The following is a 24,567-nucleotide window of genomic DNA, read 5'->3' as shown; positions in this document are numbered from 1 at the left end:
TGGGAGCTGGCTTGCCTGCGATGGCGGTTTCTCAGTCAAACCCTTCGGCGACTGCCACACCGCCATCGCAGGCAAGCCAGCTCCCACATTTGCTCAACATACATCTCTAGCCCGTCTTCGCCTCGCCCTGCGCCTTATCCCCCGTTATACTTGTCGGCTTTCCTGAATTAATGCCAACTAGGGTCCCGCCGCGCATGGATAAGACCTACCAGCCGCACGCCATTGAAACTTCCTGGTACAACACCTGGGAGTCCGAGAATTACTTCGCCCCACAAGGTGCCGGCGAGTCCTACACCATCATGATTCCGCCACCGAACGTCACTGGCAGCCTGCACATGGGCCATGGCTTCAACAATGCGATCATGGATGCGTTGATCCGTTTCCGCCGCATGCAGGGCCGTAATACCCTGTGGCAACCGGGTACTGACCACGCCGGTATCGCCACACAGATGCTGGTGGAACGCCAGCTCGAAGCCACCGGCCAAAACCGTCACGACCTGGGTCGCGAAAAATTCCTGGAGAAGATCTGGGAGTGGAAAGACCAGTCCGGCGGCAACATCAGCCGTCAGATCCGTCGCCTCGGTTCGTCTGTGGACTGGAGCCGCGAGCGCTTCACCATGGACGATGGTCTGTCGGAATCGGTGAAAGAAGCCTTCGTGCGCCTGCATGAAGACGGCCTGATCTACCGCGGCAAGCGCCTGGTCAACTGGGACACCAAGTTGCACACGGCAATTTCCGACCTCGAAGTGGAAAACCACGACGAGAAAGGTTTCCTGTGGAACCTCAAGTACCCGCTGGCCGATGGCGCCAAGACCGCTGAAGGCAACGACTACCTGATCGTCGCCACTACCCGTCCGGAAACCATGCTCGGCGACGCCGCCGTGGCGGTTAACCCGAACGATGAACGCTACCAGGCGCTGATTGGCAAGTTTGTCGAGCTGCCATTGGTTGGCCGTCGTATCCCGATCATCGCGGACGACTACTGCGACCCTGAATTCGGCACCGGCTGCGTGAAAATCACCCCGGCCCACGATTTCAACGACTATGAAGTCGGCAAGCGCCACAACCTGCCGTTGCTGAACATCTTCGACAAGAACGCCGCCGTACTGCCGGCCTGCCAGGTGTTCAACCTGGACGGCACGCTGAACGAGAGCATCGACGGCAAGATCCCGGCCGAATACGCCGGCCTCGACCGTTTCGAAGCGCGCAAGCAGATCGTGGCCGCCTTCGACGCCGCCGGTTTGCTGGTAAGCGTTGACGACCACGGCCTTAAAGTGCCGAAGGGCGACCGTTCCGGCACCATCATCGAGCCGTGGCTGACCGACCAGTGGTACGTGTCCACCAAACCATTGGCCGAGCCTGCGATTGCTGCCGTGGAAGACGGCCGTATCCAGTTCGTGCCTAAACAGTACGAAAACATGTACTTCTCGTGGATGCGTGACATCCAGGATTGGTGCATCAGCCGTCAACTGTGGTGGGGCCATCGTATTCCGGCCTGGTACGACGAGTCGGGCAAGGTGTACGTAGGCCGCGATGAAGCCGAAGTGCGTGCCAAGCACAACCTCGGCGCGGACATCGCCCTGCAACAGGACAACGACGTACTCGACACCTGGTTCAGCTCGGGCCTGTGGACCTTCTCGACCCTGGGCTGGCCGCAACAGACTGAGTTCCTGAAGAAATTCCACTCCACCGACGTGCTGGTTACCGGCTTCGATATCATTTTCTTCTGGGTTGCCCGGATGATCATGCTCACCATGCACTTGGTGAAGAACGAAGACGGCACGCCGCAGGTGCCGTTCAAGACCGTGTACGTACACGGCCTGGTGCGGGATGGCCAGGGCCAGAAGATGTCCAAGTCCAAGGGCAACGTCCTGGACCCGCTGGACATCATCGACGGCATCGACCTGGAAACCCTGGTGCAGAAACGCACCTCGGGCCTGATGCAGCCAAAACTGGCGAAGAAGATCGAGAAGCAGACCCGCGACGAGTTTGCCGATGGCATTGCCAGCTACGGCACCGACGCCCTGCGTTTCACGTTCTGCTCGCTGGCGTCCACCGGTCGCGACATCAAGTTCGACATGGGCCGCGTCGAAGGCTATCGCAACTTCTGCAACAAGATCTGGAACGCTGCACGTTACGTGCTGGATAAAGGCGAAGACTGCGGCCAGAACGGCGAAGCCGTCGAACTGAGCCTGGCTGATCGCTGGATCATCTCGCAGCTGCAGCGCACCGAAGCCGAAGTGACCCGCCAGCTCGACCAGTTCCGTTTCGACCTCGCCGCCCAGGCTTTGTACGAATTCATCTGGAACCAGTATTGCGACTGGTACCTGGAACTGTCCAAGCCGGTACTGTGGGACGAGAATTCGCCGATCGAACGCCAGCGCGGCACCCGCCGCACCCTGGTGCGCGTACTCGAAGTGGCGCTGCGCCTGGCGCACCCGTTCATGCCGTTCATCACCGAAGAGATCTGGCAGCGCATCGCGCCGCTGGCCGGTATCGAAGGCAAGACCATCATGCTGCAACCTTGGCCGGTGGCCAATGAAGCGCGCATCGATGAAGCGGCCGAAAGTGATATCGAATGGCTCAAGACCCTGATGATGGGCACGCGTAACATCCGTGCCGAAATGAACATCGGGCCGGGCAAGCCGTTGGCGGTGTTTGTGAAGAACGCCAGCAGCGAAGACCAGCGTCGCCTCACTGAGAACGACGCACTGCTCAAGAAGCTGGCGAAGCTGGAGTCGATCACTGTATTGGCTGCTGGCGAAGATGCGCCGCTGTCTGCGACCGCATTGGTTGGCGAGATGGAAGTGCTGGTGCCGATGGCAGGTTTGATCGACAAAGGCGCGGAACTTGCGCGTCTTGATAAGGAAATTGCGCGCCTGCAAGGCGAAGTGCAGCGAGTGGGTGGCAAGCTGTCCAACGCGGCGTTCGTCGACAAGGCGCCGGCTGAGGTCATCGACAAAGAACGCGCCAAATTGGCCGAAGCGGAACAGGCTTTGGGCAAGCTGGCCGAGCAACATGCGCGAATTTCCAGCCTGTAAGCTGGAAACTGTGTGAAAAAAGAGACCTTCGGGTCTCTTTTTTTTGCTCTTTGTGGGAGCTGATTTGCCTGCGGTGCAGCCGACTCGGTGTAACCGCCAGACCGAGTTGATGCCATCGCAGGCAAGCCAGCTCCCACATTTGAACGAGTTGGCCTCAGGATGTGTGACAATGCCCACCACTTTGAGCCAACACCAGAATCAACATGACCGCCCCCAGCACACCCAAACCACCGCGCAAGAAGCCTAAAACCGCAGCCCCGGCCAAGCCCGTCGCGCCGCGCAAAGAGGCTACCTTGCACCCGCGCAACCGCCACACAGGCCGTTACGACTTCCCGGCGCTGATCAAGACCACGCCGGAACTGGCGAAATTCGTGATCATTAACCCGTATGGCAAAGAGAGCATCGACTTCGCCAGCCCGGACGCGGTGCGGGTGTTTAACCGGGCACTGCTTAAATCGTTCTATGGCATCCAGCATTGGGATATCCCGCAGGATTACCTCTGCCCGCCAGTGCCGGGGCGTGCCGACTACGTGCACTTCCTCGCCGACCTGCTGGCCAGCGTCAACGACGGCAAGATTCCGCGCGGCTCTATCGTCAAGGTGCTGGACATCGGCATGGGCGCCAACTGCGTCTACCCGCTGATCGGCTATATGGAGTACCGCTGGAATTTCCTCGGCTCCGAGGTCGACCCAATCGCTGTGGCCGCCGCCAAGGCCATCGTGCAGTCCAATGACCTGAGCAAGGTCATCCAGTTGCGCCAGCAACCCAACCCCAAGCAGATCCTGCTGGGCCTGCTGGAGCCGGGCGAGCGTTTTGACCTGACCATGTGCAACCCGCCATTCCACGCGTCCATGGACGAAGCCACCAAGGGCAGCGAGCGTAAATGGCGCGCCCTGGGCAAGGCCGACCCCAAGCGCAAGCTGCCGGTGCTGAACTTCGGCGGTCAATCGGCGGAGCTGTGGTGTGAAGGCGGCGAAGCGCGTTTTGTGACGCAGCTGATCGCCGAGAGCGCGCATTTTGCCCACAAGGTGCTGTGGTTCAGCACGCTGGTGTCAAAAGCGTCGAACTTGCCCGCGATCGAGACAGCCCTGAAAAAAGCCGGCGTGCTGGAAAGCCAGGTGGTGGAGATGTCCCAGGGGCAGAAGCAAAGCCGTTTTGTGGCCTGGACCTTCCAGACCAAGAACGAGCAGCAGATCTGGCGCCAGCGCTGGGTTCGCGACTGAATCACTGTGGCGAGGGAGCAAGCTCCCTCGCCACACAAAGCACATCACAAATCGCAGGCAACAAAAAACCGTGCCCGGATCGCTCCGAGGCACGGTTTTTTTTGCTGCGTCTTACTTGTTAACAGCGTCGGTCAGGCCTTTGGCCACAACCAGCTTGATAACTTTCTTGGCAGCGATTTCGATGGCAGCGCCAGTCGAAGGGTTACGGCCAGTACGGGCTGGACGCTCGGTCACTTTCAGTTTGCCAACGCCTGGCAGAGTGATTTCGCCGCCGTTTTCCAGCTGATCAGCAACAACTTGGCTCAGTTGGTCCAGCAGAGCGCGCACGGTAGTTTTCGGTGCGTCTACTGCTTCAGCCAGGTCAGCGATCAGTTGGTCTTTAGTAATAGCCATTGTGGTGTTCCTTCCCTATCAAATTCATATGGATTGCAGAGTGCAGTGTCAGCCGTCGAGCCCGACCGTCATGGCCTGGCACCCCCGGCCATAACCACGGAGATCGGGGTTATAGATGCTTGAAACGGGGATTGGTTCGACCTGACAGATGCTGAATGCACGCTTAACGCCGAGACTTGGCGTAAGACGGGGCAAAACTAGCACAGAGACGGGGAAATATCCGCCTCAACATACCCATTTGGTCAGCTTTATCGCTCTAAACCGTGAAAAAAAGGCATATGGGCCGTCGGAGGTCGTCCAAAACCGCCTTCCAGGCGCGTCTTGGCCAATGGGTGCGGTACACTGGGCGACTTTTGGGGGAGGCCCACCGCTCCCCTTCAACCAGCCGAGAAGCCTATGCCGATCCGTCATTGCATTGTTCACTTGATCGACAAAAAACCCGACGGCACACCTGCAGTTCTGCATGCCCGCGATTCTGAGTTGTCCGAATCGGCCGCCATCGAGAACATGCTGGCCGACCTCAACGAGAGCTACAACGCCAAACAAGGCAAGGCCTGGGGTTTCTTCCATGCCGAATCCGGCGCGCACCCGTTCAGCGGCTGGTTGAAGGAGTATTTCGACGGTGGCCAGGATTTCACCACCTTCAGCCGCACGGCGGTTGAGCACCTGCAAAAGCTGATGGAGGAATCCAACCTCTCCACCGGCGGCCACGTGCTGTTTGCCCACTATCAACAAGGCATGACCGATTACCTGGCCATCGCCCTGCTGCACCACAGCGAAGGCGTGGCAGTGACCGATGAGCTGGACGTGACCCCGTCGCGGCACCTGGACCTTGGCCAACTGCACCTGGCGGCGCGCATCAACGTCTCCGAGTGGCAGAACAACAAGCAGTCCAAACAGTACATTTCGTTTATCAAAGGCAAGAACGGCAAGAAGGTTTCGGAGTACTTCCGCGACTTTATCGGCTGCCAGGAGGGCGTCGACGGCCCGGGCGAGACCCGCACCCTGCTCAAGGCCTTCAGCGACTTTGTTGAAAGCGAAGACCTGCCGGACGAATCCGCCCGCGAAAAGACCAAAACCCTGGTGGACTACGCCAGCAGCCAGGCCAAGCTCGGCGAGCCGATGGGCCTGGAAGAGCTGTCGGGCTTGATCGATGAAGATCGGCCAAAAGCGTTCTACGACCATATCCGCAACAAGGACTACGGCCTGTCGCCGGAAATTCCGGCCGACAAGCGCACGCTCAACCAGTTCCGCCGCTTCACCGGCCGCGCCGAAGGCTTGTCCATCAGCTTTGAGGCGCACCTGCTGGGTGACAAGATCGAATACGACGAAGCCGCCGGCACCTTGATCATCAAGGGCCTGCCGACCCAACTGACCGACCAGCTCAAGCGCCGTAACTGATGCTGGGCGGGGTACTCAAGAAAGTCCTGTTGGTGTTGCTGGTGGTGGTGGTGATTCAGCACTGGGGCAAGATCGAGCGGCTGTTCAACCCCTCGCAGGTGGTTTCGGAGCAGGTACGCGCCTCAGCGCGCGTGGTGCTCTACTCCACCGAGTGGTGCGGCTACTGCAAGCAGATCCGGCGCTTTCTGGATCAGAAAGGTGTGCCGTACCAGGCGTTCGATATCGAGAAGGACGCCCAGGCGCGCAAGGCGTATGAGGCGCTGGGCGGCGGCGGGATTCCGTTTGTGGAGGTCAATGGCACGCTCATTCGCGACTACAACCCGGATGCGATCATGGCTGCCTTGAAATAACCCCAACGTTGCAGCATCTCGCTTGTGTGGGAGCTGGTTTGTAGGAGAGCTGGCTTTTGTGGGAGCTGGCTTGCCTGCGATAGCATCAGCGCGCAGTAACTGACAGACCGAGTTGCCTGCAACGCAGGCAAGCCAGCTCCCACATAAGCGAGCTCCCACATTCAGTTCTGCAGCGTCTTTAGAAGTTGGCTTCCAGCGACACCATCGCCGTACGCTCTTCACCGACGTTGTAATACGCCGTACTCGGCGCCAGGCCGCTTACCGGCGCCGAGTTAAACGACACGGTACGCGCCGAGCTCAGGTATTCCTTGTCGAAGACGTTAAGCATCGACAGCCGCAGGGTCGCGGATTTGATGACTTTCTTGTCCACCGGCAAATAGATACCCGCGTTGAGGTCGACCACGGTACGCCCGGAGATTTTTTCGTCGTTGGTCAAATCGCCGTAGAAACTGCCTACGTATTTGCCGGCAACGTTGCCGTAGAAGCGCGAGTCGTCGTAGCCAAACACCAGGTTGAACATGTTTTCCGGCACGTTGGCCAGCTGCTTGCCGGCGGTGGGCAACAACACGTTCTTGCTGAGCAGATTGTCTTTCTGTTCAGACTGGGTGTAGGTGTAGGACGCGTAGTAGTTGAAGTGATGCGGCAACAGCCCGCTCCACTCCAGCTCCAGGCCTTTGTTGTCGACTTTGCCGACGTTGATTACCGCGTAGTCGCCGTTGAGGTCGGTGGTCGACAACTGGCGGTCCTTGAAGCTGATGTAGAACAGCGTCGCGCTCAGCGCCACATCGTCTTCGGTGAAGCGCCAGCCCAGTTCCTGGTTCCAGCTCAACTCAGGCTTGAGGCTTACCGAATCGCCTTTGTTGTACAGCACGTAGTTCGGCGGTGTGCGCATGTTGCGGGTGACGTTGTAGAACGCCTGGTTGCTCTCGTCGATCTGGTACTTGGCGCTGAAGTTCGGCAGGAACTGGTGGTAACGGGTGTTACGCTTTTCCGGTTTGTCGTAGAGGCTGCCCAGGTTGTTGCCGTCACGCTCGACGTACTGATAGGCCACGCCGCCGACAAAACTCAGGTCTGGCGTGGCTTGCCAGCTGTCCTGCACCCAGAGCTTCTGCGCCGGCGTGACGGTGTAGTAATGACGGCCTTGTACCGTCGCGCCGTTCTTGTCGACTACTTGGCCGCCGCCGTTGTAGTCGCCCCACACGTCATCGGGTGCGCCTTCGCCGTTGATGCCGATAAACGGCTGGCTCTGGCGCTGGCGTGCGCGCTCATACCAGTAGCCGTAGTCCAGGCTGTGTTCTTCGTTGATGTCCCATTTCATTTTGGCGGTAACGCCTGGGCGCCAGGTTTCGGTCCACGAAGGGCGGTAGTAGTTGAGCGATTTGAGGTTGCTCAGGTCGTAGTTGCCAGCCTTGTCGGACTTCGGCCCCAGGTTCGATGCGGTCTGGCCGCTGAAACTGCCACCGTTGGCCCAGTAGTAATAGGGCGTGACCGTCAGCGCCAGGTTGTCCTGCAACTGCCAGCGCTGGGTGAGCGTGGCATTCACGCTTTCGAAAGGGTTGCGATTGAGCTTGTAGGAAGACGACAGTAAACCGGATTTGTACACCGGGGTTTCCGAGTAGTCCTTGCGCCGCCCATCCGTGTCGAACTGCGACTTGCTCAAGGAGTTGTAGTTGTAGTTTTCCTGGTTGTTGTACTTGATCGTGGCCAGTGTGGAGTTGCCGCTGCCGTCTTCGAACAGGCTGCTCCACTCGACCTTGTCGCTGCGCAGGGTGCCTTTGCCACGCCACTTGTCGCCTTCCAGGTGCGACGCCGAGACCCAAGTCTTGAGGCCGCCGAAATCACCGGTATTGACCCGCACGAACGTCTTGCGCAAGTCGTTGGCGCCGACGATCTGCTTGGCAAACACCCCGGCCTCTTTAGTCGGCCGGATGGTGATCATGCCGATGTTGCCGCCACTGGAACCGATGTGCGGGCCGTCAGCTTCCGAAGAACCCTGTGTCGCGAATACTTCCGCAAGGTTTTCCGGGTCGCCCAATTGGTTGGAGTAGACACTGTAGTTGCCCGAATCGTTGATCGGCACACCGTCGACGGAAACCCCGATCTGGTCGGAGTTCATGCCGCGCATGGTGAAGTTGGTGCCGCTGGTGCCACTGGCGTCATCACTGGAAACGTTGATGCCCGGCGTGTATTTGAGCTTGTCGATGGCGTTGGCAGTCGACGACATCTGGTCCATGGCTTCCTTGGTCACCGTCGACCGCGCCTTGGCACTTTCTTCGCGGATCATATGGCCGTTGCCCAGGGTCTGTTTACCGGCGATGTCCACCGAGCCAACGTCCTGCGTGGTGTCTGCCAAAACCAATGGCGCAAAGCTACCTAGGCCCGATGCAAACAGCAGGGCAGAGAGTGTGTTGATCTTCACAAGTAGATCCCTTACGTGCATCTATCTGTTGTTATGGAGGGCGGTACTGGCTGTCAGAACCGGGTGAACGGCGACGCCAGCCTTCCTGACCATCTGCTCAGGAATCCGAGGATCATCCTTGGCGCGTGTAACGGTTTGGTGACAGGTTTTGGCAATTGCGATGAAGGTTAAGTGAAGGATCTACAGGCAGCGTGATACCTGGCCTGTAACTGCCGGCAGGAAATGATCGCGAGGGAAACAGTTGTATAAGAAGGTGGCCAGCAAACCGTTCGTGTCTAACGCAACACAATCATTCGGCCTAATAGTGTGTGCTGTTCAAAACCCAGCACCGCCTGCAGGGCATTTAAAACCGCCACAGGGTCCTTGCTCGGAAAGCTGCCACTGACACGCTTGGCGCCCATCTCGTCGTTCAGCAACAGAATGCGCCCCGGATAGTAACGGCTCAGGTCCTTGACCACGTCAGCCAACGGCGCTTTGTAGTAATTGAGCCAACCGTCACGCCAGGCCAGGCGGGATTCACTGTCGACCGCGTGCATCGCTTCGGCCACGCCGTCGGCGTAAGCCACTTGCTGGCCTGCGGTCAGAATTTGCTGTTGGCCTTGCCAGGATGGCGTCACGCCAACCCGACCGGACAACACCGTCACTTGCGCGCCCGCCGGTTGCAGGCGCACTTCGAACTGTGTGCCCAACACCCGTGCTTCGCCGCTGCCGGCCTCGACCACAAAGGACTGGCCGGTGTGGGTCACGCTAAAAAAACCGGCACCGCGACGCAGCTGGATATGCCGCTCACCGTGGCTGAAATCCACGGCGATGGCGCTGTCGGCATCCAGGGTCACTTGGGACTGGTCGGCCAGGGTCACGGTTTTCACTTCCCCCGGTGCGGTCACGTAATCGGCGCCGAAGTCATCAACCCAACGCGACGGCTGCCACCCGGCGCCCATCGACACCATCACCAGCAGGCACGCGGCCATGGCCAAGGCGCCGGACCAGCGAACGCCGCGCGAACGTTTCGAGGTGTTCATCGCGTTGAGGTAACCCTGCAAGGCCAGGGCGTCTTCGCCCGCCAGTGTGCGCGCCGGTACTTCGCTTAACTCCCACAGCACCTGGGCCTGGGAATAAGCCTCGACGTGGGCAGGATCGGCCCGCAACCAGCGGCTGAAGGTGGCCTGGTCGCCACTGCTGGGCTGGTCGTGTAACAGGCTCAGCCAGTCGAGTGCGGCCTGCTCCTGGGCGGGCGTGGGGGTGACGTTCACGGTGCTTTCCCTGGCGTGCGTGGGGGCGATGGTTCGCGAAGGCTGGCCTTGCAGGCTTCAAGGGCACGCATCATATGTTTTTCCACTGCGCTTTGGGACAAGCCCATGGCCTTGGCGATTTCGGCGTACTTGCGGCCATGAATGCGGTTGAGCAAAAAAATCTGCCGCGTGCGCTCCGGCAGGCTGCGCAAGGCGGCTTCGACATGGCGCAGATCATTGCCCGCTTCGAGTGCCGCCTGGGGTTCGCAGCCCTGATTGTCCTGTTGCTCCGGCAGCCAGCCTTCGCTGCTGCGTACGCGGGCGCCTTCGCTGCGCAAATGGTCGATGGCAATGTTGCCGGCGCAGCGCAGCAAGTAAGTGCTGAGTTCTTCGACCTGCACCAACGGGCGGCGCCAGAAGCGCAGGAATAAATCCTGTACCAAATCAGCCGCCGTGGCGCGGCACCCCACCCGGCGACTGACCAAGGCTTCCATTTGCGAACGCTGTGACAAAAACACCTGCAAAAAATGCGCACGTCCACCGGCCGCATCGGTGTGCGGGCTGTCCTGGGATTCGGGTGGCGTGCTGATCATCATCACTGGCTCAGCATAAGGCGAAGGCCGCCACAGGGCTGACCAGCAGGCCGGCGCCCGCCAGAATCAAGACCAGCCTTGGCCGATACGGCAACAGCAACACCAGCAGCAGCGCGCTGAGCATCAACACCGCGCACCACTCCACCAACCCTTGGGCCCAACCTGAAGCGGCGACGGCGGGCCAGATCGACACGCCCAGCAACAACCAACCGGCCATGCGCAGGCTTGAGCGCCGCGCGGGCGACGGCTTGCTGTGCAGCAACTCGCCGTGATGGCGGTCGGTGGCCAGGCACAACGCGGTAAACCCGGCGTAGCACATCAACAGGGCGAGCAGCATTCAGTGCGCCTCCTGCTTGAGCGTCATTGCCCGCACACGTTCGGCCTTGGGTTGCGTGCGGTGTTGCATCTTCCACGCCGCCCAGGTGAGGAAAAGGCCACTGGCCAGGCAGGTCAGGTCGAAGCCGGCCATGGCCCAGTCACCCTTGGCCAATGACGTACCCAAGTGCTGCGAGGTGGTCAGTGCGTTGAGCAGAGGGATCGCCACAAACAGCAGCGCAGCGAAGCTCAGTTGCTCGACCCAAGCCTGGCGACCACGGCGCAATACGGCGTGCAGCAGGCTCAGGCCCCAGGCGATAAAGAAGGTTTGTATTTCCCAATCGGAACGCTCGGCGAAGCTGACCGGCAACAGGCGGTTGGCCCAGAAAAACGCCGCGATGGCGATCATCAAGCCAGACATGCTGGCGATGTTGAGCACCTCCACCAGCCGCAGCTCAAACGGCATCGCCCCGGTTTTAGCGTGCTTGAGCTGGCGCTTGCCCAGCCAGATCACCAGGCCGGTGCCGATCATCGCCGTGCCCGCCAGGCCACAGATAAAGTACAGCCAGCGCAGCACCGGGCCGGCGAAATGGCCCATGTGCAGGCCATAGAAACTGCCGCCAATCGCCGCCGGCAGCGATTGTTCGCCACTGACCCGCAGCAACTCGCCGGTGGTGCCGCTGAATGACACGCTGCTGCCAAAGTCATGCACCACACGGTCGGAACCGGCGCGCACCACATTGACCGACGCGTTCACATCGCCAGGGTTGTTAACCACCAAACGGCCCACATGCCCACCGGCCCATTGCGTGCGCGCCTGCTCGTACATCGGCAGTAATGGCAGCAACTTACCCGGCTGGCCGAGCGCCGGCGCATTGTTGGTATTGGGGAACACTTCATTAAAGAACGCACGGCTGTCGTCGCCATACGAGGCAAGGATCGGCGCAGGCATCACCATGTTCATGAAGATCACCAGGCTGCTGTAGGTGATCATCAGGTGAAACGGCAGCACCAGCACACCCACCGCGTTATGCCCGTCGAGCCACGAACGCTGGCCCTTGCGCGGGCGGAAGGTGAAGAAGTCCTTGAAGATTTTCTTGTGGGTGATGATCCCGGTGATCAGCGCGACGAACATCACCATCGCGGCGATCGTCGACAGCCAGCGGCCCCATGGGTAAGGCATTTGCAGCTGGAAGTGGAAGCGGTAGAAGAAATCGCCGCCCATGCTTTCGCGAGCCTGGACCGGTTGAGCGCTGACAGGATCGAGGACTTTCTGGATGAAGTTGCCGCGTTTGCCGGGGTCGATCTTGTCTTGCCACATCACCGACAGGCCAGGGTCACGGCTGTTGGGCAGGGTGATAAACCAGCGCGCGGCGTTGGGCGCCTGTTGCTGCAGATAGGTTTGCGCGGCGGCGAGGCTGCGCGCTTCATCCAGCGGATGGGCCTGCACTTCGGGCTGCATCCAGTGGGTAATTTCGTCTTTGAAATAGGCCAGGGTGCCGGTCAGAAAAATCGCAAACAGCAGCCAGCCGAAGATCAGGCCGGCCCAGGTGTGCAACCAGGCCATCGCCTGGCGAAAGCCCTCTTTCATGTGCGTGCCATCCAAAAACCCACGCCCGCCAGGGTGGCAAATAACGCGCTCGGCAGCATCACGCCAAACCAGGCGCGCGAGGCTGTGCGGCAGGCGAAGCACCAGATGACGGCCAGCAGATAGAACACAAACGAACTCATCATCCCGGTGATCACCGCGTCGGCGCGCGAGGTGGGCATCCACAGCGCCATACACACGGCCGCCAGCGACGCCATCAGATAGCCGCCGACCACAGCGGCCAATGCACGCGAGGTGACGGCGAGGCGGTAAGAGACGGCCAGTGAGGGTTTGCTTTTCATCGGGGAGACGCCAGATTCATCAGCGCGCAATATTAATGATAAATATTCTCATAAGCAAAAGAGAACGGATGAATCACCTGCCCGCATGGATTGCCGAACGCGTATCACGCCCCTTACAATGCGAACAATTCTTGTTCTCTAAAGTGCATTGATACTTTCGGAGTGAACGCGTTGCAGCCGTCCAACACCGTCGAAGTCCTGTACCACGACCATCACCTCTGGCTTACCGGCTGGTTGCGACGCAAACTCGGCTGCCCGCAAAGCGCGGCGGACCTGGCGCAAGACACCTTCATCCGCGTGCTCACGGCCCGCGAAGCCCCCACGCTGATCGAGCCACGCGCCTTCCTCACCACCGTGGCCAAACGTGTGCTGTTCAACTTCTACCGCCGCCAGGACCTGGAGCGCGCCTACCTCGATGCCCTCGCGCAGATGCCCGAACACGTGGCGCCCTCGGAAGAAGACCGCGCCATCATCCTGCAAACGCTGGTGGAGCTGGACCAACTGCTCGACGGCCTGCCCGTGCAGGTCAAGCGCGCCTTTCTGCTGGCCCAGCTCGACGGCCTGACCTACGCGCAAATCGGCGCCGAACTGGGCATCTCCATTGCCACGGTCAAACGCCATCTGAATAAAGCAGCGATGCGCTGCTACTTCGCCCTATGAACTTTTCTACCCAGGTTGCGGAACAGGCTGTGCACTGGCTGATGAAAATGCAGCAAGGTGCGCTTAACCCGCGCCAGCAAGCGGCGTGGCAGCACTGGCTGAATGCCCACAGTGAACATCAGCGCGCATGGGACCATATCCAACGCGTCAACCAGCGCCTGCGTGGCATGCCCTCGCCTCTCGCTCACGCAGCGCTGAACGCGCCGCAATCGAGTAGCCGACGCCAGGCCCTGAAGCTGTTGCTGATTCTCGGCGCGGGTTCAGCCGCCGCTTGGGGCTTGCGCCAGCAGCATATTTTGCCGCCGCTGAGCGCCGACTACCGCAGCCCTATCGGCGAGCGTCGCAAGGTGCAGCTGGCCGATGGCAGCCAGTTGCAGCTCAATACCGGCAGTGCAGTGGATGTGCATTTTGATCGGCAGCAGCGCCTGATCCGCGTGCTTGAAGGCGAGATATTGCTGACGGCGCGCGCAGGTGATACGCCGCTGCGCGTACTCACCGGCCAGGGTTTGCTCAGCAGCCAGGCGGCCCGGCTGAATGTGCGCCAGTTCAACGACCATACTCAACTGGCGGTGTTTGACGGCCATGTCGACGTGATGCCCAACAGCTACAGCGGTTTGCCGTTGACCGTCGAGGCCGCGCGCCAGGTCAATTTCACCCGCAAAGGCTGGGACACGCCGCGCCCGAACGACGCCAACAGCGGCGCCTGGGCCGACGGCATGCTGGTGGCGGCGCATATGCGCCTGGACGATTTCCTCGCAGAGCTTGGCCGTTATCGCCGGGGCCAGCTCAACTGCGACCCGCAAGTGGCCAACCTGCTGTTGTCCGGCAGTTATCCATTGGCCGACAGCGAACGCATTCTCGACCTGCTGGAAGTCAGCCTGCCGGTCAAGGTGCGGCGCTTTACGCGCTACTGGGTAACCGTTCAGGCCCGCGCCTGAAAAATTATTTTCAAGAACAGTGAGCCGTTTTCCACACCTCGCGTGACAGAGAAGGAAAGCCCCCTTGATCCTTCCTTCTCAGGACCGCACGTCATGCCCCAGCAGCCGACCCCTCTCGCCCGCACCTTGCGCCAACTGTTACTGGGCGCCAGCCTCAGTTTTACCGTACTGCCTCAGGTGGTGGCGGCCGAGGCCAAGCCGTATCACATCGCACCGGCCTCGCTGGAAGCCGCGCTGAATCAATTTGGTCGCGAAGCTGGCGTGTTGATTTCGTTCGGTTCGCAAGTCACGGCCGGCCTGCAGAGCCGTGGTTTGTCGGGCAATTACAGCGCCGACGAAGGCCTGCAAAAACTGCTGGAAGGCACCGGCCTGCAAGCCCGCGCCGAGGGCGACAAGGCCTATAGCCTGCAACCGGCCAGTGCGCCTGCGACCGTGGAGCTGCAAACCTCCAGCGTGGTCGGCGACTGGCTGGGTGACGCCGCGCAAACCAATGTGTTCGAGCACCCCGGCGCCCGTGATGTGATCCGCCGCGAAGAATTCGAACGCCAAGGCGCCACCCAGGCCCGCGATGTGCTCAACCGCATCCCCGGCGTCAACGCCCCGGAAAACAACGGCACCGGCAGCCATGACATGGCGCTGAACTTCGGCATTCGTGGCCTCAACCCGCGCCTGGCCTCGCGCTCCACCGTGTTGATGGACGGCATTCCGGTGCCGTTCGCGCCCTATGGCCAGCCGCAGTTGTCCTTCGCGCCGATCAGCATGGGCAACATGGACGCCGTAGACGTGGTTCGCGGTGGCGGTGCCGTGCGCTACGGCCCGCAGAACGTCGGCGGCATCGTCAACTTCGTGACCCGTGCAATCCCGGATGCGCCGACCGTCAAAGGCGGTTTGCAGACCGAGACCAGCCCGTCCTCCAGCCATGACGGCTTCAAGACCACCGGTAACCTGCTGGCTGGCGGCACTGCCGACAACGGCCTGGGTGGCGCAATCCTGTACTCCGGCACCCGTGGCGGCGACTGGCGCGAAAACAGCAACACGCGCATCGACGACCTGATCCTCAAGGGCAAATACCAGCTGGACGACGCCAACAGCTTCAACGCCATGGCGCAGTACTACGAAGGCCAGGCCGATATGCCCGGCGGCTTGAACGTCAAGGACTACAAGGCTGACCCGTACCAATCCACCCGCCCTTACGACAAGTTCTGGGGCCGCCGCACGATGTTCAACGCTGGCTACCGTTACCAGGAAGACCGCCGCGAATTCACTGCCAACACTTTCTTCACCACCACGTTGCGTAATGGCTACCTGGACCAGGGCAACTTCCTCTCGTTGTCCCCGCGCGAATACTGGGTACGTGGCCTGGAAACGCGCTTCGCCCAAGGCTTCGATCTTGGCCCTACCAGCCATGAAGTGGGCGTTGGCTACCGCTACATCAGCGAAGCCGGCCATGAGATGCGCTACCGCACGCCGATCAGCGCCAACCAGCAACTGCCCAACACCAACAGCCGCAACGACCGCGACACCCGTGGCGCCACCGAAGCCAACGCGTTCTTCATCGACGACCGCATTGACATCGGCAAGTGGACCATCACGCCGGGCGTGCGCTACGAGATGATCGAATCCCAGCAGACCAACAACCTGAGCAACGTCAAATACAAAGGCGACTACAACACCGCGCTGCCGGCGTTGAACGTGCTCTATCACCTCACCGAAGACTGGAACCTCTACGCCAACACCGAAGGTTCGTTCGGCAGCGTGCAATACAGCCAGATGCCCAACCGCGTGAGCAGCGGCGAAGTAAAACCGGAAAAAGCCCGCACCTGGGAACTCGGCACGCGCTACGACAACGGCAGCCTGCGTGCGGAGATCGGCGCGTTCCTGATCAACTTCGACAACCAGTACGACAGCAACCAGACCAACGACACCGTGATCGCCCGTGGCGAAACGCGCCACCAGGGCGTCGAGTCGAGCATCAACTACGCCCTCGACGGCTTGAGCCCCGCGCTCGCGGGCTTTGACGTGTACGCCACCTACGCCTATGTGGACGCGACCATCCGCGAAGACGGCCCGAACAAAGGCAACCGCGTGCCCTTCTCGTCCAAGCACAAAGGCACGCTGGGCGTGGGTTACACCGAAGGCCGCTGGAAGCTCAATGTCGACAGCAGCTACCAGAGCAGCCAGTTCGCCGACAACGCCAACACCCAGGCCGAAACTGCCGACGGCGCCAACGGGCGTATCCCCGGCTATATGCTGTTCAGCAGCCGCGCAGCGTATGACTTCGGCCCGCAACTGTCGGACTTGAACGTGGCGGTCGGAGTGAAAAATATCTTCAACAAGCAGTACTTCACGCGCTCGTTCGACGACAACAACAAAGGCAAATATGTGGGGGAACCGCGCACGGTGTACGTGCAGACCTCCATCGCGTTTTAGGCACCGGCGAGGCTGCGAAGGCGGCGGCACTGGCGAAACATAAGCTGCCTGACCCACCGCTTTCGCAGCCTCGCTAAAGCTCGACAGCTCCCACAGGGGATCGGCTGTGATGGTTAGATCTCAGTTCGTAGGGCCATCGCGTCATACACAAATCCCGCCAGCGACAAGGCTCAAATGTGGGAGCTGTCGAGCCCCGGCGAGGCTGCGAAGGCGGCGGCACGGGCGACACATAAGTTGCCTGCCCCACCGCTTTCGCAGCCTCGCTAAAGCTCGACAGCTCCCACAGGGGATCGGCTGTGATGGTTAGATCTCAGTTCGTAGGGCCATCGCGTCATACACAAATCCCGCCAGCGACAAGGCTCAAATGTGGGAGCTGTCGAGCCCCGGCGAGGCTGCGAAGGCGGCGGCACGGGCGACACATAAGTTGCCTGCCCCACCGCTTTCGCAGCCTCGCTAAAGCTCGACAGCTCCCACAGGGGATCGGCATTGTCGTTTAGATCTGCATTGGCCGACTCTAACTGCCTGCCAGGCAACTCGGGGTGCCGGCCACCAAGGCGTCGATGGCGCAGCGCGTCTTGGCTGGCATGTGTGCGGCCGTCGGCCAGATCACGTGGATTGGCGCAGGCTGGTCGCGGTGGCTTGGCAGTACCGCTTCCAGTTGCCCGCGCAGCACGTAATGCGCAATCAACCAGCTCGGCAACCAGGCCAGGCCCACGCCCGCAATCGCGGCATCGGCCACGGCCTGGAGGTCGTCGAGCATCAACAGCGAAGGCACACCGGGGCGCTGCGAGGTATTGCAACGGTAGGCAATGCCTCGGTGGGCGGCGAGGTCGTCGATAGCGTTGATTGGCCCGACCCGCTGCAAATAGGCCGGTGAAGCTGCCAGCCCAACAGACTGTTCGCCCAGGCGACGCGCACTCAGGCGGTCAGTGTCCGGCAGCGGACCAATGCGCACGGCCACGTCGAAGCCTTCCTGTGCGAGATCGATCAGCCGGTCAGAAAACGAAATCTCGATCTCCAACGCCGGGTAACGATCCATCAACCCCCACAACGCTGGCGCCGCGTAATGATGACCGAAAGCCAAAGGCAAGCTCGCCCTTAAACGCCCGCGTGGCTGTTGCCGGCCGCTCTCCAACACCGATTCGGCAGCTTCCAGCTCTGCCAGCGCACGCAAACAATGTTCGTAGTACGCCTGCCCATCCTCAGTCAGACGCTGGCGGCGGGTGGAGCGCTGCAACAGGCGAGTGCCCAAGCGCGCTTCGAGGCGCGCCAGGCCTTTACCCACGGCCGAACGCGTAAGGTTCAGTCGTTCGGCAGCCTCGGTCAGGTTGCCGCTCTCGACGACTTGCAGAAAGAGCTCAACACCATCAAAACGCGGAGTGGCCATGCTTAATTGTCGCCCTTAATTCCCTTATCAAAGGAAAACTTATCACGAATAAAGAATTCTGCTCCCGCGAGAATAGCGCTCTCCCCCAAGCAAAAGGAATATCCCATGCCGCCCGCCGCCGCCGTATCCGCCGTCAGTGCCCCGCGCACCGCCAGAGATGGCCTGGCACTCACCGCCGTGTGCCTTGTGGCATTGATGTTCGGCCTGGAGATCTCCAGCGTGCCGGTCATCCTGCCAACCCTGGAACAGCAGTTGGGCACCGGTTTTCAGGATGCGCAATGGATCATGAACGCCTACACCCTGGCCTGCACCAGCGTCTTGATGGCCGCCGGCACCCTGGCCGACCGCTTTGGACGGCGGCGCATGCTGGTGTTGTGCCTGTGGCTGTTTGGATTGGCTTCGCTGGCCTGCGGGCTGGCCAATGAGGCTTCCACACTGATCGCTGCACGCTTCGTGCAAGGCATAGGCGCCGGGGCGATGATGATCTGCCAGTTCGCCATTCTGTCGCACCAGTTCCGCGAACCGGCGGCACGCGCGCGGGCCTTCGCGGTATGGGGCGTGATCGCGGGCGTGGGCCTGGGCTTCGGGCCGATGGTCGGCGCGTTGATTCTGGCAGTCGCGGACTGGCGCTGGGTGTTCCTGGTGCATGTGCCGCTCACGCTGTTGACCTTGCTGCTGCTGCGCATCAGTGTGCAGGAATCCCGCGACCCGGCCGGCCATCGGCTGGATATCGCCGGCATGCTGACCTTGACGCTGTCGGTGTTCGCCCTGGTGTATTTCATTACTCAGGGCAGCGAAAACGGCTTCGGCAGCCCGACGATGCTTGGCTGGGCCGGTTTGTCGCTGGTCGGGCTGCTGCTGTTCATCATGGTTGAGCGACGCAGCGCGCACCCGATGTTCGATTTTTCGGTGTTCCGCATCCAGCGCTTCAACGGCGCGCTGATGGGGTCGATCGGCATGAATTTCAGTTTCTGGCCCTTCATGATCTACCTGCCGCTCTACTTCCAGGCCGGCCTGGGCTACGACACGCTGACCACCGGCGCGGCCTTGCTGGCCTACACGCTGCCGACCTTGCTGGTGCCGCCGCTGGCTGAACGCCTGGCCCTGCGCTTCGGCGCCGAACGTATTATCCCGCTGGGCCTGGGTTTGATGGGCGCAGGTTTTATCGCCATGGCGGCAATCAATGCGGCGCAGCAACCGAGTATCGTCTTAGTGCTGTTGAGCTGTGTGTTAGCAGGCGTGGGACTGGCGCTGACCAACTCACCGACCACCAACACCACCACCGGCGCCGTCTCGGCCGACCGCGCAGGCATGGCCTCGGGTATCGACCTCAGCGCGCGGCTGATCACGCTGGCGCTGAACATCGCCTTGATGGGGCTGGTGCTGTTGCTGGGCATCGGCCATCACCTTTCCAGCCTGCTGCCTGCCACCACGGCGTTGGATTGGCCCACCATCAGCCAGAACATTGCAGCAGGCAAGCTGGATATAGCAGGACTGGAACCTGCGCAAGCCCAGGCCGCGCTGCGCCATGGCGCCGGCTGGGCCATGCTCTTTGCCGGCCTCGGTGCTTGCGGATTGGCAGGCTTGAGCCGGTACTTCTTCCAGCAGCGCCGCTAAACGAAAACGGGCCTGCAGATGCAGGCCCGTTTATTGGGGTTGAAAAAACACTCAGCTATCAGCTGTTAAGCGCAGCCTGTTCGTTTTCCAGAAATTCCTCTTCCAGCTCGGCCTCGTCAGCCTTGGTATCAGGCAGGCTCTGCCCTGCGGCGCGTGGTTTGCCGCGCAGTTTGCCGTACAGATGTTCCAGCGCATGCTCAAGCTTGGTGGCGGCGCCATCGATCGCCTGTTCCAGCGTATCGGCCTTATGCAGGACCGACAGTGGTTGATGGCCCTTTGGCCGTGCTTCCAGACGGCAACTCAGATCGTGGGGGCCGGGCTTATCGCCGTTTTCATCTTTCAGATAGACCTCAACGCGGGTCAGGTCTTCCTCATAACGTTCGAGCGTGCTCTCAATGGTAGTACGTACCCACTCCTCCAGTCGGATGCTGCTTTCAATATGGTTATCGCTATTGACTTGGATTTGCATAGTTCTTCCCTTATTTCAGCTAGCTCGCGAGAGGTCACAACTGCGACACCGGGGTGGTGAAACCATGACCTCTTGATTACACAATTGAGCAGTCAGAAGAACATTTCAACCCCTTTGCAAAGATAAATCCCACATTACAAATTAACCCTGACGACGAGCAAAAACGCTGTTAGGGTGGGGAGTTGGTTACATCTTCTTACGCTCAGCGAACCTTACAATTGCCCCTCTCCCAACGGGTGCAATCCGCGAAAAATCCCTGCTTCCTCTACCAGCCAGTCATGCACCGCACGCACACCCGGGTGGCTCAACGCGCCCGGTGCATACAGCAGCACATAACGTTTGTGGTTGGGCACAGCCAGGCCAAAGGGCACGATCAAGGTGCCGCGCTCCAGCTCATCGTTGAGCAAGGTACGCCGCGCAATCGCAACGCCCATACCCGCGATAGCCGCCTCGATGGTCAGGTGGTTGCGGTTGAAGGTGTGGCCGCGCCGCACGTCGGCGTCGTGGTAGCCGATAGCATTCAGGTAAAACTCCCACTCGGCGTATTCATAACTCCCACGCCACGCGGTGATGTCGTGCAACAGCGGGAAATGCACCAGGTCCGCCGGGCCATGCAGCGGCGGCCTCCCGCGCAGCAGGCTCGGCGCGCACACCGGAAAGATCTGTTCATCGAGCAGGGCTGTGGATAACAGGCCGGGGTAGCTGCCGTCGTTCAAGTCGATGGCCAGGTCGAAGTCGCCCTCGTGCAGGGCGATGCTGCTGTCTTCGGCGACCATGCGCAGTTGGATGTCCGGGAAGCGCTGCTGCAGACGCGGCAAACGTGGGGTCAGCCATTTGCCGAGAAACGACGGGATTGAACGCAATCGCAACGTACCGCTGATCATCCCCGCGTCCAGCCGCTGCAACTCCGCATCGATGCTGCCGTAAGCCTCGCCCACCGTCGCCGCCAGCCTCTGCCCTTCGGCACTCAACTCCACGCCACGGGCGCGCCGATGAAACAGCCGAAAGCCCAGGCGCTCTTCCAACTGGCGAATTTGCTGGCTCACCGCCCCCGGCGTGATGTGCAGTTCTTCGGCGCAGCGGGTGAACGACAAATGCCGCGCGGCGCAAGAAAACACGTGCAGCCAGACATAGGTCTGGCCATGGAGAGGGCGAGTCATAGCGTTTAGTCCTGCTAAAGGGTGTCTTAGGATAATTCGTTGGTCAGTGCCGATCCAGAGGCTCAGTATCGCGCCAATTCCGCCTGCTCTACAAAACATGGCAGCGATTTTTACTCCATTGCTTGTAAGGCTTTAGCATGGCTATCAGTGTTTTCGATCTATTCAAAGTGGGCATCGGCCCGTCCAGCTCCCATACCGTCGGCCCGATGCGCGCAGCGGCGACCTTCGCCCAAGCCCTGACAGACCAGCATTTGCTCAGTGAAACGCGACGTATCGAAGTGCGCCTGTACGGTTCGCTGTCCGCCACTGGCGTGGGCCATGCCACCGACCGCGCCACCGTGATGGGGCTGATGGGCGAATGGCCAGACAAGGTCGACCCCACCTCGATCAATGCGCGTATTCAGCAATTGCGCGAATCCGGCCGATTGCTGCTCGCAGGCTCGCAGGACATTGCCTTCAACTGGCACACCGACCTCCTGCTGCTCGACGAGAGCCTGCCCTACCATCCCAACGCCATGTCCCTGCACGCCTATGGCGAAAACGGCCTGCTGAGCGAACAAACCTATTATTCGGTAGGCGGCGGTTTCATCATCGAAGCGGCTGAAGCAGCCTCGGGCATCGCGCCTACCAGCGATGTTGAATTGCCCTACGACTTTTCCAGCGCCGTCGAACTGCTGGCCTTGTGCAACAAGCACGGCCTGCGGGTTTCCGAGCTGATGATGGCCAATGAACGCGCGTGGCGCAGCGATGACGAAATCCGCAGTGGCCTGCTGCATATCTGGTCGGTGATGCGCGAGTGCGTGGAGCAAGGCCTGCGCGATGAAGGCATCTTGCCAGGCGGCCTGGACGTGCCGCGCCGGGCGGCGAAATTGCACCGCAGCCTGTTGGAAATCGGCAAACCCAACGTGATCACTTCCACCTTGTCGGCCATGGAATGGGTCAACCTGTTCGCCCTCGCCGTCAACGAAGAAAACGCCGCCGGTGGGCGCATGGTCACCGCGCCGACCAATGGCGCAGCAGGGATCATCCCGGCCGTGCTGCATTACTACATGAAGTTCAACGCCGATGCGTCGGATGACGATGTGGTCAATTTCTTCCTGGCAGCCGCTGCCGTGGGCATTCTCTGCAAGAAGAACGCTTCGATCTCCGGTGCCGAAGTCGGCTGCCAGGGCGAAGTCGGCTCGGCCTGCGCCATGGCCGCTGCCGGCTTGGCCGACATCCTCGGCGCCACACCGGAGCAATTGGAAAACGCTGCCGAAATCGGCCTGGAACACAACCTCGGCCTGACCTGCGACCCGGTCGGCGGCCTGGTGCAAGTGCCGTGCATCGAGCGCAACGCCATCGCGGCGGTCAAGGCGATCAACGCCACGCAAATGGCCCTGCGCGGTGACGGCAAACACTTTATTTCCCTGGACCGGGTCATCCGCACCATGCGCGATACCGGCGCCGATATGCATGACAAATACAAAGAAACTTCACGGGGCGGCCTGGCGGTCAGCTGGGTGGAGTGCTGATCGGAGCACTTCTACCCGCCCCCTACGTGAGCCCGCGCAAAAATAATAACGAGGCAATATCGATGACTGATGTACGTACACCTGCCGCTGAAAACCCTGCTGTTGCTGTAGATAACGTTTTAGATAACACCGTAACCACCGGCTGGACCAAACACGACACCACCTGGATGCTCGGCCTCTACGGCACGGCCATTGGCGCGGGCACCTTGTTCCTGCCGATCAACGCCGGCGTTGGCGGTTTCTGGCCGCTGATCGTGCTGGCGTTGCTGGCCTTCCCCATGACCTTCTTCGCTCACCGTGGGCTGACGCGCTTTGTGCTGTCGGGCAAATCCGGTGATATCACCGAAGTGGTCGAAGAACACTTCGGCGTGGGCGCGGGCAAGTTGATCACGCTGCTGTACTTTTTCGCGATTTTCCCGATCCTGCTGGTGTACAGCGTGGCGCTGACCAACACCCTCAGCAGCTTCATGGAACACCAACTGCACATGGCCCCGCCGCCTCGGGCGATCCTGTCGCTGGTGCTGATCCTCGGCCTGATGGCCATTGTGCGCTGCGGCCAGGGCGTGATCGTCAAAGCCATGAGCGTGCTGGTTTACCCCTTCGTCGCCGCCCTGCTGTTGCTGGCCGTGAGCCTGATCCCCAACTGGAACGGCGCGTTCTTCGCTTCCGCCAGCGAAGGCATGCCGTTGCCGCTGTTCTTCAAGACCCTGTGGCTGGCGATCCCGGTGATGGTGTTCTCCTTCAACCATTCGCCGATCATTTCCGCCTTTGCCGTTGACCAGAAGCGCGTCTACGGCCCACAAGCCGAACGCAAAAGCAGCGGCATCCTCGCCACCGCCCACGGCATGATGGTGCTGACGGTGATGTTCTTCTGCTTCAGCTGCGTACTGGCCCTGTCGCCGGCTGACCTGGCGGCTGCCAAGGCGCAGAACATTTCGATCCTGTCGTACCTCGCCAACCACTTCCAGACGCCAGTGATTGCTTACGCCGCGCCGTTGATCGCGCTGGTGGCCATCACCAAGTCCTTTCTCGGCCACTACATCGGCGCCAGCGAAGGCTTCCAGGGCTTGATCGTCAAATCCCTGCGTGGGCGCAACCGCTCGATGTCGTCCAAAGGGCTGGAACGCTGCACCGCACTGTTCATGGTCCTGACCTGCTGGGCCGTGGCGACCTTCAACCCGAGCATCCTGGGCATGATCGAAACCCTGGGCGGGCCGATCATCGCGTGCCTGTTGTTCCTGATGCCAATGTACGCGATCCGCCGCGTGCCATCTCTGCGCCAGTATTCGGGTCAGGTGTCGAATGTGTTTGTGGTGCTGATCGGGTTGATTGCGCTGTCTGCGATCGTTTTTTCGGTTTTGCCCTGAAATCGAACACAACCCACACCCCCTGTGGGAGCGGGCTTGCCCGCGATAACGGTCTGTCAGTCAGAAATTATTTAGCTGATACACCGCAATCGCGGGCAAGCCCGCTCCCACAGGGGTCAGGCGCAGTCAGGCAAGTCGCTATACGGCACGCCCCTTGCTCTACACCTA

General features: G+C 60.8%; 20 protein-coding genes. 10 read left to right on the top strand and 10 right to left on the bottom strand.

Going from position 1 to position 24,567, the window contains the following annotated elements; translation table 11 throughout:
* Positions 1-194 precede the first annotated feature (194 nt).
* Both AOA62_RS08935 and rlmF read left to right on the top strand, forming a co-directional pair.
* Complete coding sequence (locus AOA62_RS08935) at positions 195-3,041, top strand: valine--tRNA ligase (RefSeq protein WP_017135153.1); 2,847 nt, start codon at positions 195-197, stop codon at positions 3,039-3,041.
* Between the two features lie 203 nt (positions 3,042-3,244).
* On the top strand, positions 3,245-4,264 hold the full coding sequence (rlmF, locus tag AOA62_RS08925) for a 23S rRNA (adenine(1618)-N(6))-methyltransferase RlmF (protein WP_069551850.1): 1,020 nt from the start codon (positions 3,245-3,247) through the stop codon (positions 4,262-4,264).
* Between the two features lie 111 nt (positions 4,265-4,375).
* On the opposite strand, the gene AOA62_RS08920 is transcribed toward rlmF, so the two are convergent.
* Positions 4,376-4,657, bottom strand: coding sequence for an HU family DNA-binding protein (locus tag AOA62_RS08920; RefSeq protein WP_003188840.1), 282 nt, complete (start codon positions 4,655-4,657; stop codon positions 4,376-4,378).
* Between the two features lie 396 nt (positions 4,658-5,053).
* On the opposite strand from AOA62_RS08920, the gene yejK reads away from it, so the two are divergent.
* Together yejK and AOA62_RS08910 are read left to right on the top strand one after the other, a co-directional pair.
* Positions 5,054-6,058 (top strand): nucleoid-associated protein YejK, encoded by a 1,005-nt coding sequence (gene yejK / locus AOA62_RS08915; protein WP_003171997.1) that lies wholly within the window; start codon positions 5,054-5,056, stop codon positions 6,056-6,058.
* Positions 6,058-6,408, top strand: coding sequence for a glutaredoxin family protein (locus AOA62_RS08910; RefSeq protein ID WP_099548478.1), 351 nt, complete (start codon positions 6,058-6,060; stop codon positions 6,406-6,408). Before yejK ends, AOA62_RS08910 begins: the two co-directional genes overlap by 1 nt.
* 178 nt (positions 6,409-6,586) lie before the next feature.
* On the opposite strand, the gene AOA62_RS08900 is transcribed toward AOA62_RS08910, so the two are convergent.
* The 6 genes from AOA62_RS08900 to AOA62_RS08875 form a co-directional block, all read right to left on the bottom strand.
* Positions 6,587-8,827 (bottom strand): TonB-dependent receptor, encoded by a 2,241-nt coding sequence (locus tag AOA62_RS08900; RefSeq protein ID WP_099548473.1) that lies wholly within the window; start codon positions 8,825-8,827, stop codon positions 6,587-6,589.
* A gap of 275 nt (positions 8,828-9,102) precedes the next feature.
* Positions 9,103-10,080 carry a FecR family protein gene (locus tag AOA62_RS08895; RefSeq protein WP_017135157.1) on the bottom strand — a complete coding sequence of 326 codons (978 nt, stop codon included), beginning with the start codon at positions 10,078-10,080 and terminating at the stop codon, positions 9,103-9,105.
* A complete protein-coding gene (locus tag AOA62_RS08890) occupies positions 10,077-10,655 on the bottom strand; it encodes an RNA polymerase sigma factor (RefSeq protein WP_017135158.1) in 579 nt (192 codons plus the stop codon). Before AOA62_RS08890 ends, AOA62_RS08895 begins: the two co-directional genes overlap by 4 nt.
* A gap of 7 nt (positions 10,656-10,662) precedes the next feature.
* A complete protein-coding gene (locus tag AOA62_RS08885; RefSeq protein ID WP_017135159.1) occupies positions 10,663-10,989 on the bottom strand; it encodes a DUF3325 domain-containing protein in 327 nt (108 codons plus the stop codon).
* On the bottom strand, positions 10,990-12,558 hold the full coding sequence (locus AOA62_RS08880) for a PepSY domain-containing protein (protein WP_099548471.1): 1,569 nt from the start codon (positions 12,556-12,558) through the stop codon (positions 10,990-10,992).
* Positions 12,555-12,857 (bottom strand): DUF3649 domain-containing protein, encoded by a 303-nt coding sequence (locus AOA62_RS08875; RefSeq protein ID WP_026013535.1) that lies wholly within the window; start codon positions 12,855-12,857, stop codon positions 12,555-12,557. The genes AOA62_RS08880 and AOA62_RS08875 overlap by 4 nt, the downstream gene beginning before the upstream one ends.
* A 171-nt stretch (positions 12,858-13,028) precedes the next feature.
* On the opposite strand from AOA62_RS08875, the gene AOA62_RS08870 reads away from it, so the two are divergent.
* The 3 genes from AOA62_RS08870 (at position 13,029) to fecA (ending at position 16,885) form a co-directional block, all read left to right on the top strand.
* Positions 13,029-13,517: a sigma-70 family RNA polymerase sigma factor gene (locus AOA62_RS08870; protein WP_099548693.1), complete on the top strand. Its 489-nt coding sequence runs from the start codon at positions 13,029-13,031 to the stop codon at positions 13,515-13,517.
* Positions 13,514-14,455 (top strand): FecR domain-containing protein, encoded by a 942-nt coding sequence (locus tag AOA62_RS08865; RefSeq protein ID WP_099548470.1) that lies wholly within the window; start codon positions 13,514-13,516, stop codon positions 14,453-14,455. Before AOA62_RS08870 ends, AOA62_RS08865 begins: the two co-directional genes overlap by 4 nt.
* A gap of 93 nt (positions 14,456-14,548) precedes the next feature.
* Positions 14,549-16,885, top strand: a complete 2,337-nt coding sequence (fecA, locus tag AOA62_RS08860; protein ID WP_099548469.1) for a TonB-dependent Fe(3+) dicitrate receptor FecA — start codon at positions 14,549-14,551, stop codon at positions 16,883-16,885.
* A 514-nt stretch (positions 16,886-17,399) separates the two neighbouring features.
* Here the strand turns inward: fecA and AOA62_RS08855 are convergent.
* Positions 17,400-18,272, bottom strand: a complete 873-nt coding sequence (locus tag AOA62_RS08855) for a LysR family transcriptional regulator (RefSeq protein ID WP_017135165.1) — start codon at positions 18,270-18,272, stop codon at positions 17,400-17,402.
* A gap of 105 nt (positions 18,273-18,377) precedes the next feature.
* On the opposite strand from AOA62_RS08855, the gene AOA62_RS08850 reads away from it, so the two are divergent.
* Complete coding sequence (locus AOA62_RS08850; RefSeq protein WP_099548467.1) at positions 18,378-19,889, top strand: MFS transporter; 1,512 nt, start codon at positions 18,378-18,380, stop codon at positions 19,887-19,889.
* 58 nt (positions 19,890-19,947) lie between these two features.
* Here AOA62_RS08850 and AOA62_RS08845 read toward each other — a convergent pair whose 3' ends face one another.
* Complete coding sequence (locus AOA62_RS08845) at positions 19,948-20,358, bottom strand: HPF/RaiA family ribosome-associated protein (RefSeq protein ID WP_017135168.1); 411 nt, start codon at positions 20,356-20,358, stop codon at positions 19,948-19,950.
* Positions 20,359-20,570: 212 nt separating this feature from the next.
* A complete protein-coding gene (locus AOA62_RS08840) occupies positions 20,571-21,518 on the bottom strand; it encodes a LysR substrate-binding domain-containing protein (RefSeq protein WP_017135169.1) in 948 nt (315 codons plus the stop codon).
* A 137-nt stretch (positions 21,519-21,655) separates the two neighbouring features.
* Between AOA62_RS08840 and AOA62_RS08835 the strand changes: the two genes are divergently transcribed.
* The gene (locus AOA62_RS08835; protein WP_099548465.1) at positions 21,656-23,032 is read left to right on the top strand and encodes an L-serine ammonia-lyase; all 1,377 of its coding nucleotides are present in this window, start codon (positions 21,656-21,658) and stop codon (positions 23,030-23,032) included.
* 62 nt (positions 23,033-23,094) lie between these two features.
* Positions 23,095-24,399: a serine/threonine transporter gene (locus AOA62_RS08830; protein WP_017135170.1), complete on the top strand. Its 1,305-nt coding sequence runs from the start codon at positions 23,095-23,097 to the stop codon at positions 24,397-24,399.
* Positions 24,400-24,567 lie beyond the last annotated feature (168 nt).

This window comes from Pseudomonas sp. 2995-3 (genome assembly GCF_002742565.1).
GTDB classification, from domain to species: Bacteria; Pseudomonadota; Gammaproteobacteria; order Pseudomonadales; family Pseudomonadaceae; genus Aquipseudomonas; species Aquipseudomonas edaphica.
The sequence above is the reverse complement of the archived record's forward strand: the minus strand, read 5'-3'. Positions and strand labels throughout refer to the sequence as shown.

What these genes read in the sequence shown, in the direction of transcription:
- AOA62_RS08875 (WP_026013535.1), bottom strand. Translation starts at nt 12,857, where the DNA reads ATGAAAAGCAAACCCTCACTGGCCGTCTCTTACCGCCTCGCCGTCACC.
- AOA62_RS08920 (WP_003188840.1), bottom strand. Translation starts at nt 4,657, where the DNA reads ATGGCTATTACTAAAGACCAACTGATCGCTGACCTGGCTGAAGCAGTA.
- AOA62_RS08890 (WP_017135158.1), bottom strand. Translation starts at nt 10,655, where the DNA reads ATGATGATCAGCACGCCACCCGAATCCCAGGACAGCCCGCACACCGAT.
- rlmF (WP_069551850.1), top strand. Translation starts at nt 3,245, where the DNA reads ATGACCGCCCCCAGCACACCCAAACCACCGCGCAAGAAGCCTAAAACC.
- AOA62_RS08910 (WP_099548478.1), top strand. Translation starts at nt 6,058, where the DNA reads ATGCTGGGCGGGGTACTCAAGAAAGTCCTGTTGGTGTTGCTGGTGGTG.
- AOA62_RS08880 (WP_099548471.1), bottom strand. Translation starts at nt 12,558, where the DNA reads ATGAAAGAGGGCTTTCGCCAGGCGATGGCCTGGTTGCACACCTGGGCC.
- AOA62_RS08835 (WP_099548465.1), top strand. Translation starts at nt 21,656, where the DNA reads ATGGCTATCAGTGTTTTCGATCTATTCAAAGTGGGCATCGGCCCGTCC.
- AOA62_RS08840 (WP_017135169.1), bottom strand. Translation starts at nt 21,518, where the DNA reads ATGACTCGCCCTCTCCATGGCCAGACCTATGTCTGGCTGCACGTGTTT.
- yejK (WP_003171997.1), top strand. Translation starts at nt 5,054, where the DNA reads ATGCCGATCCGTCATTGCATTGTTCACTTGATCGACAAAAAACCCGAC.
- AOA62_RS08850 (WP_099548467.1), top strand. Translation starts at nt 18,378, where the DNA reads ATGCCGCCCGCCGCCGCCGTATCCGCCGTCAGTGCCCCGCGCACCGCC.
- AOA62_RS08830 (WP_017135170.1), top strand. Translation starts at nt 23,095, where the DNA reads ATGACTGATGTACGTACACCTGCCGCTGAAAACCCTGCTGTTGCTGTA.
- AOA62_RS08855 (WP_017135165.1), bottom strand. Translation starts at nt 18,272, where the DNA reads ATGGCCACTCCGCGTTTTGATGGTGTTGAGCTCTTTCTGCAAGTCGTC.
- AOA62_RS08935 (WP_017135153.1), top strand. Translation starts at nt 195, where the DNA reads ATGGATAAGACCTACCAGCCGCACGCCATTGAAACTTCCTGGTACAAC.
- AOA62_RS08865 (WP_099548470.1), top strand. Translation starts at nt 13,514, where the DNA reads ATGAACTTTTCTACCCAGGTTGCGGAACAGGCTGTGCACTGGCTGATG.
- AOA62_RS08885 (WP_017135159.1), bottom strand. Translation starts at nt 10,989, where the DNA reads ATGCTGCTCGCCCTGTTGATGTGCTACGCCGGGTTTACCGCGTTGTGC.
- fecA (WP_099548469.1), top strand. Translation starts at nt 14,549, where the DNA reads ATGCCCCAGCAGCCGACCCCTCTCGCCCGCACCTTGCGCCAACTGTTA.
- AOA62_RS08845 (WP_017135168.1), bottom strand. Translation starts at nt 20,358, where the DNA reads ATGCAAATCCAAGTCAATAGCGATAACCATATTGAAAGCAGCATCCGA.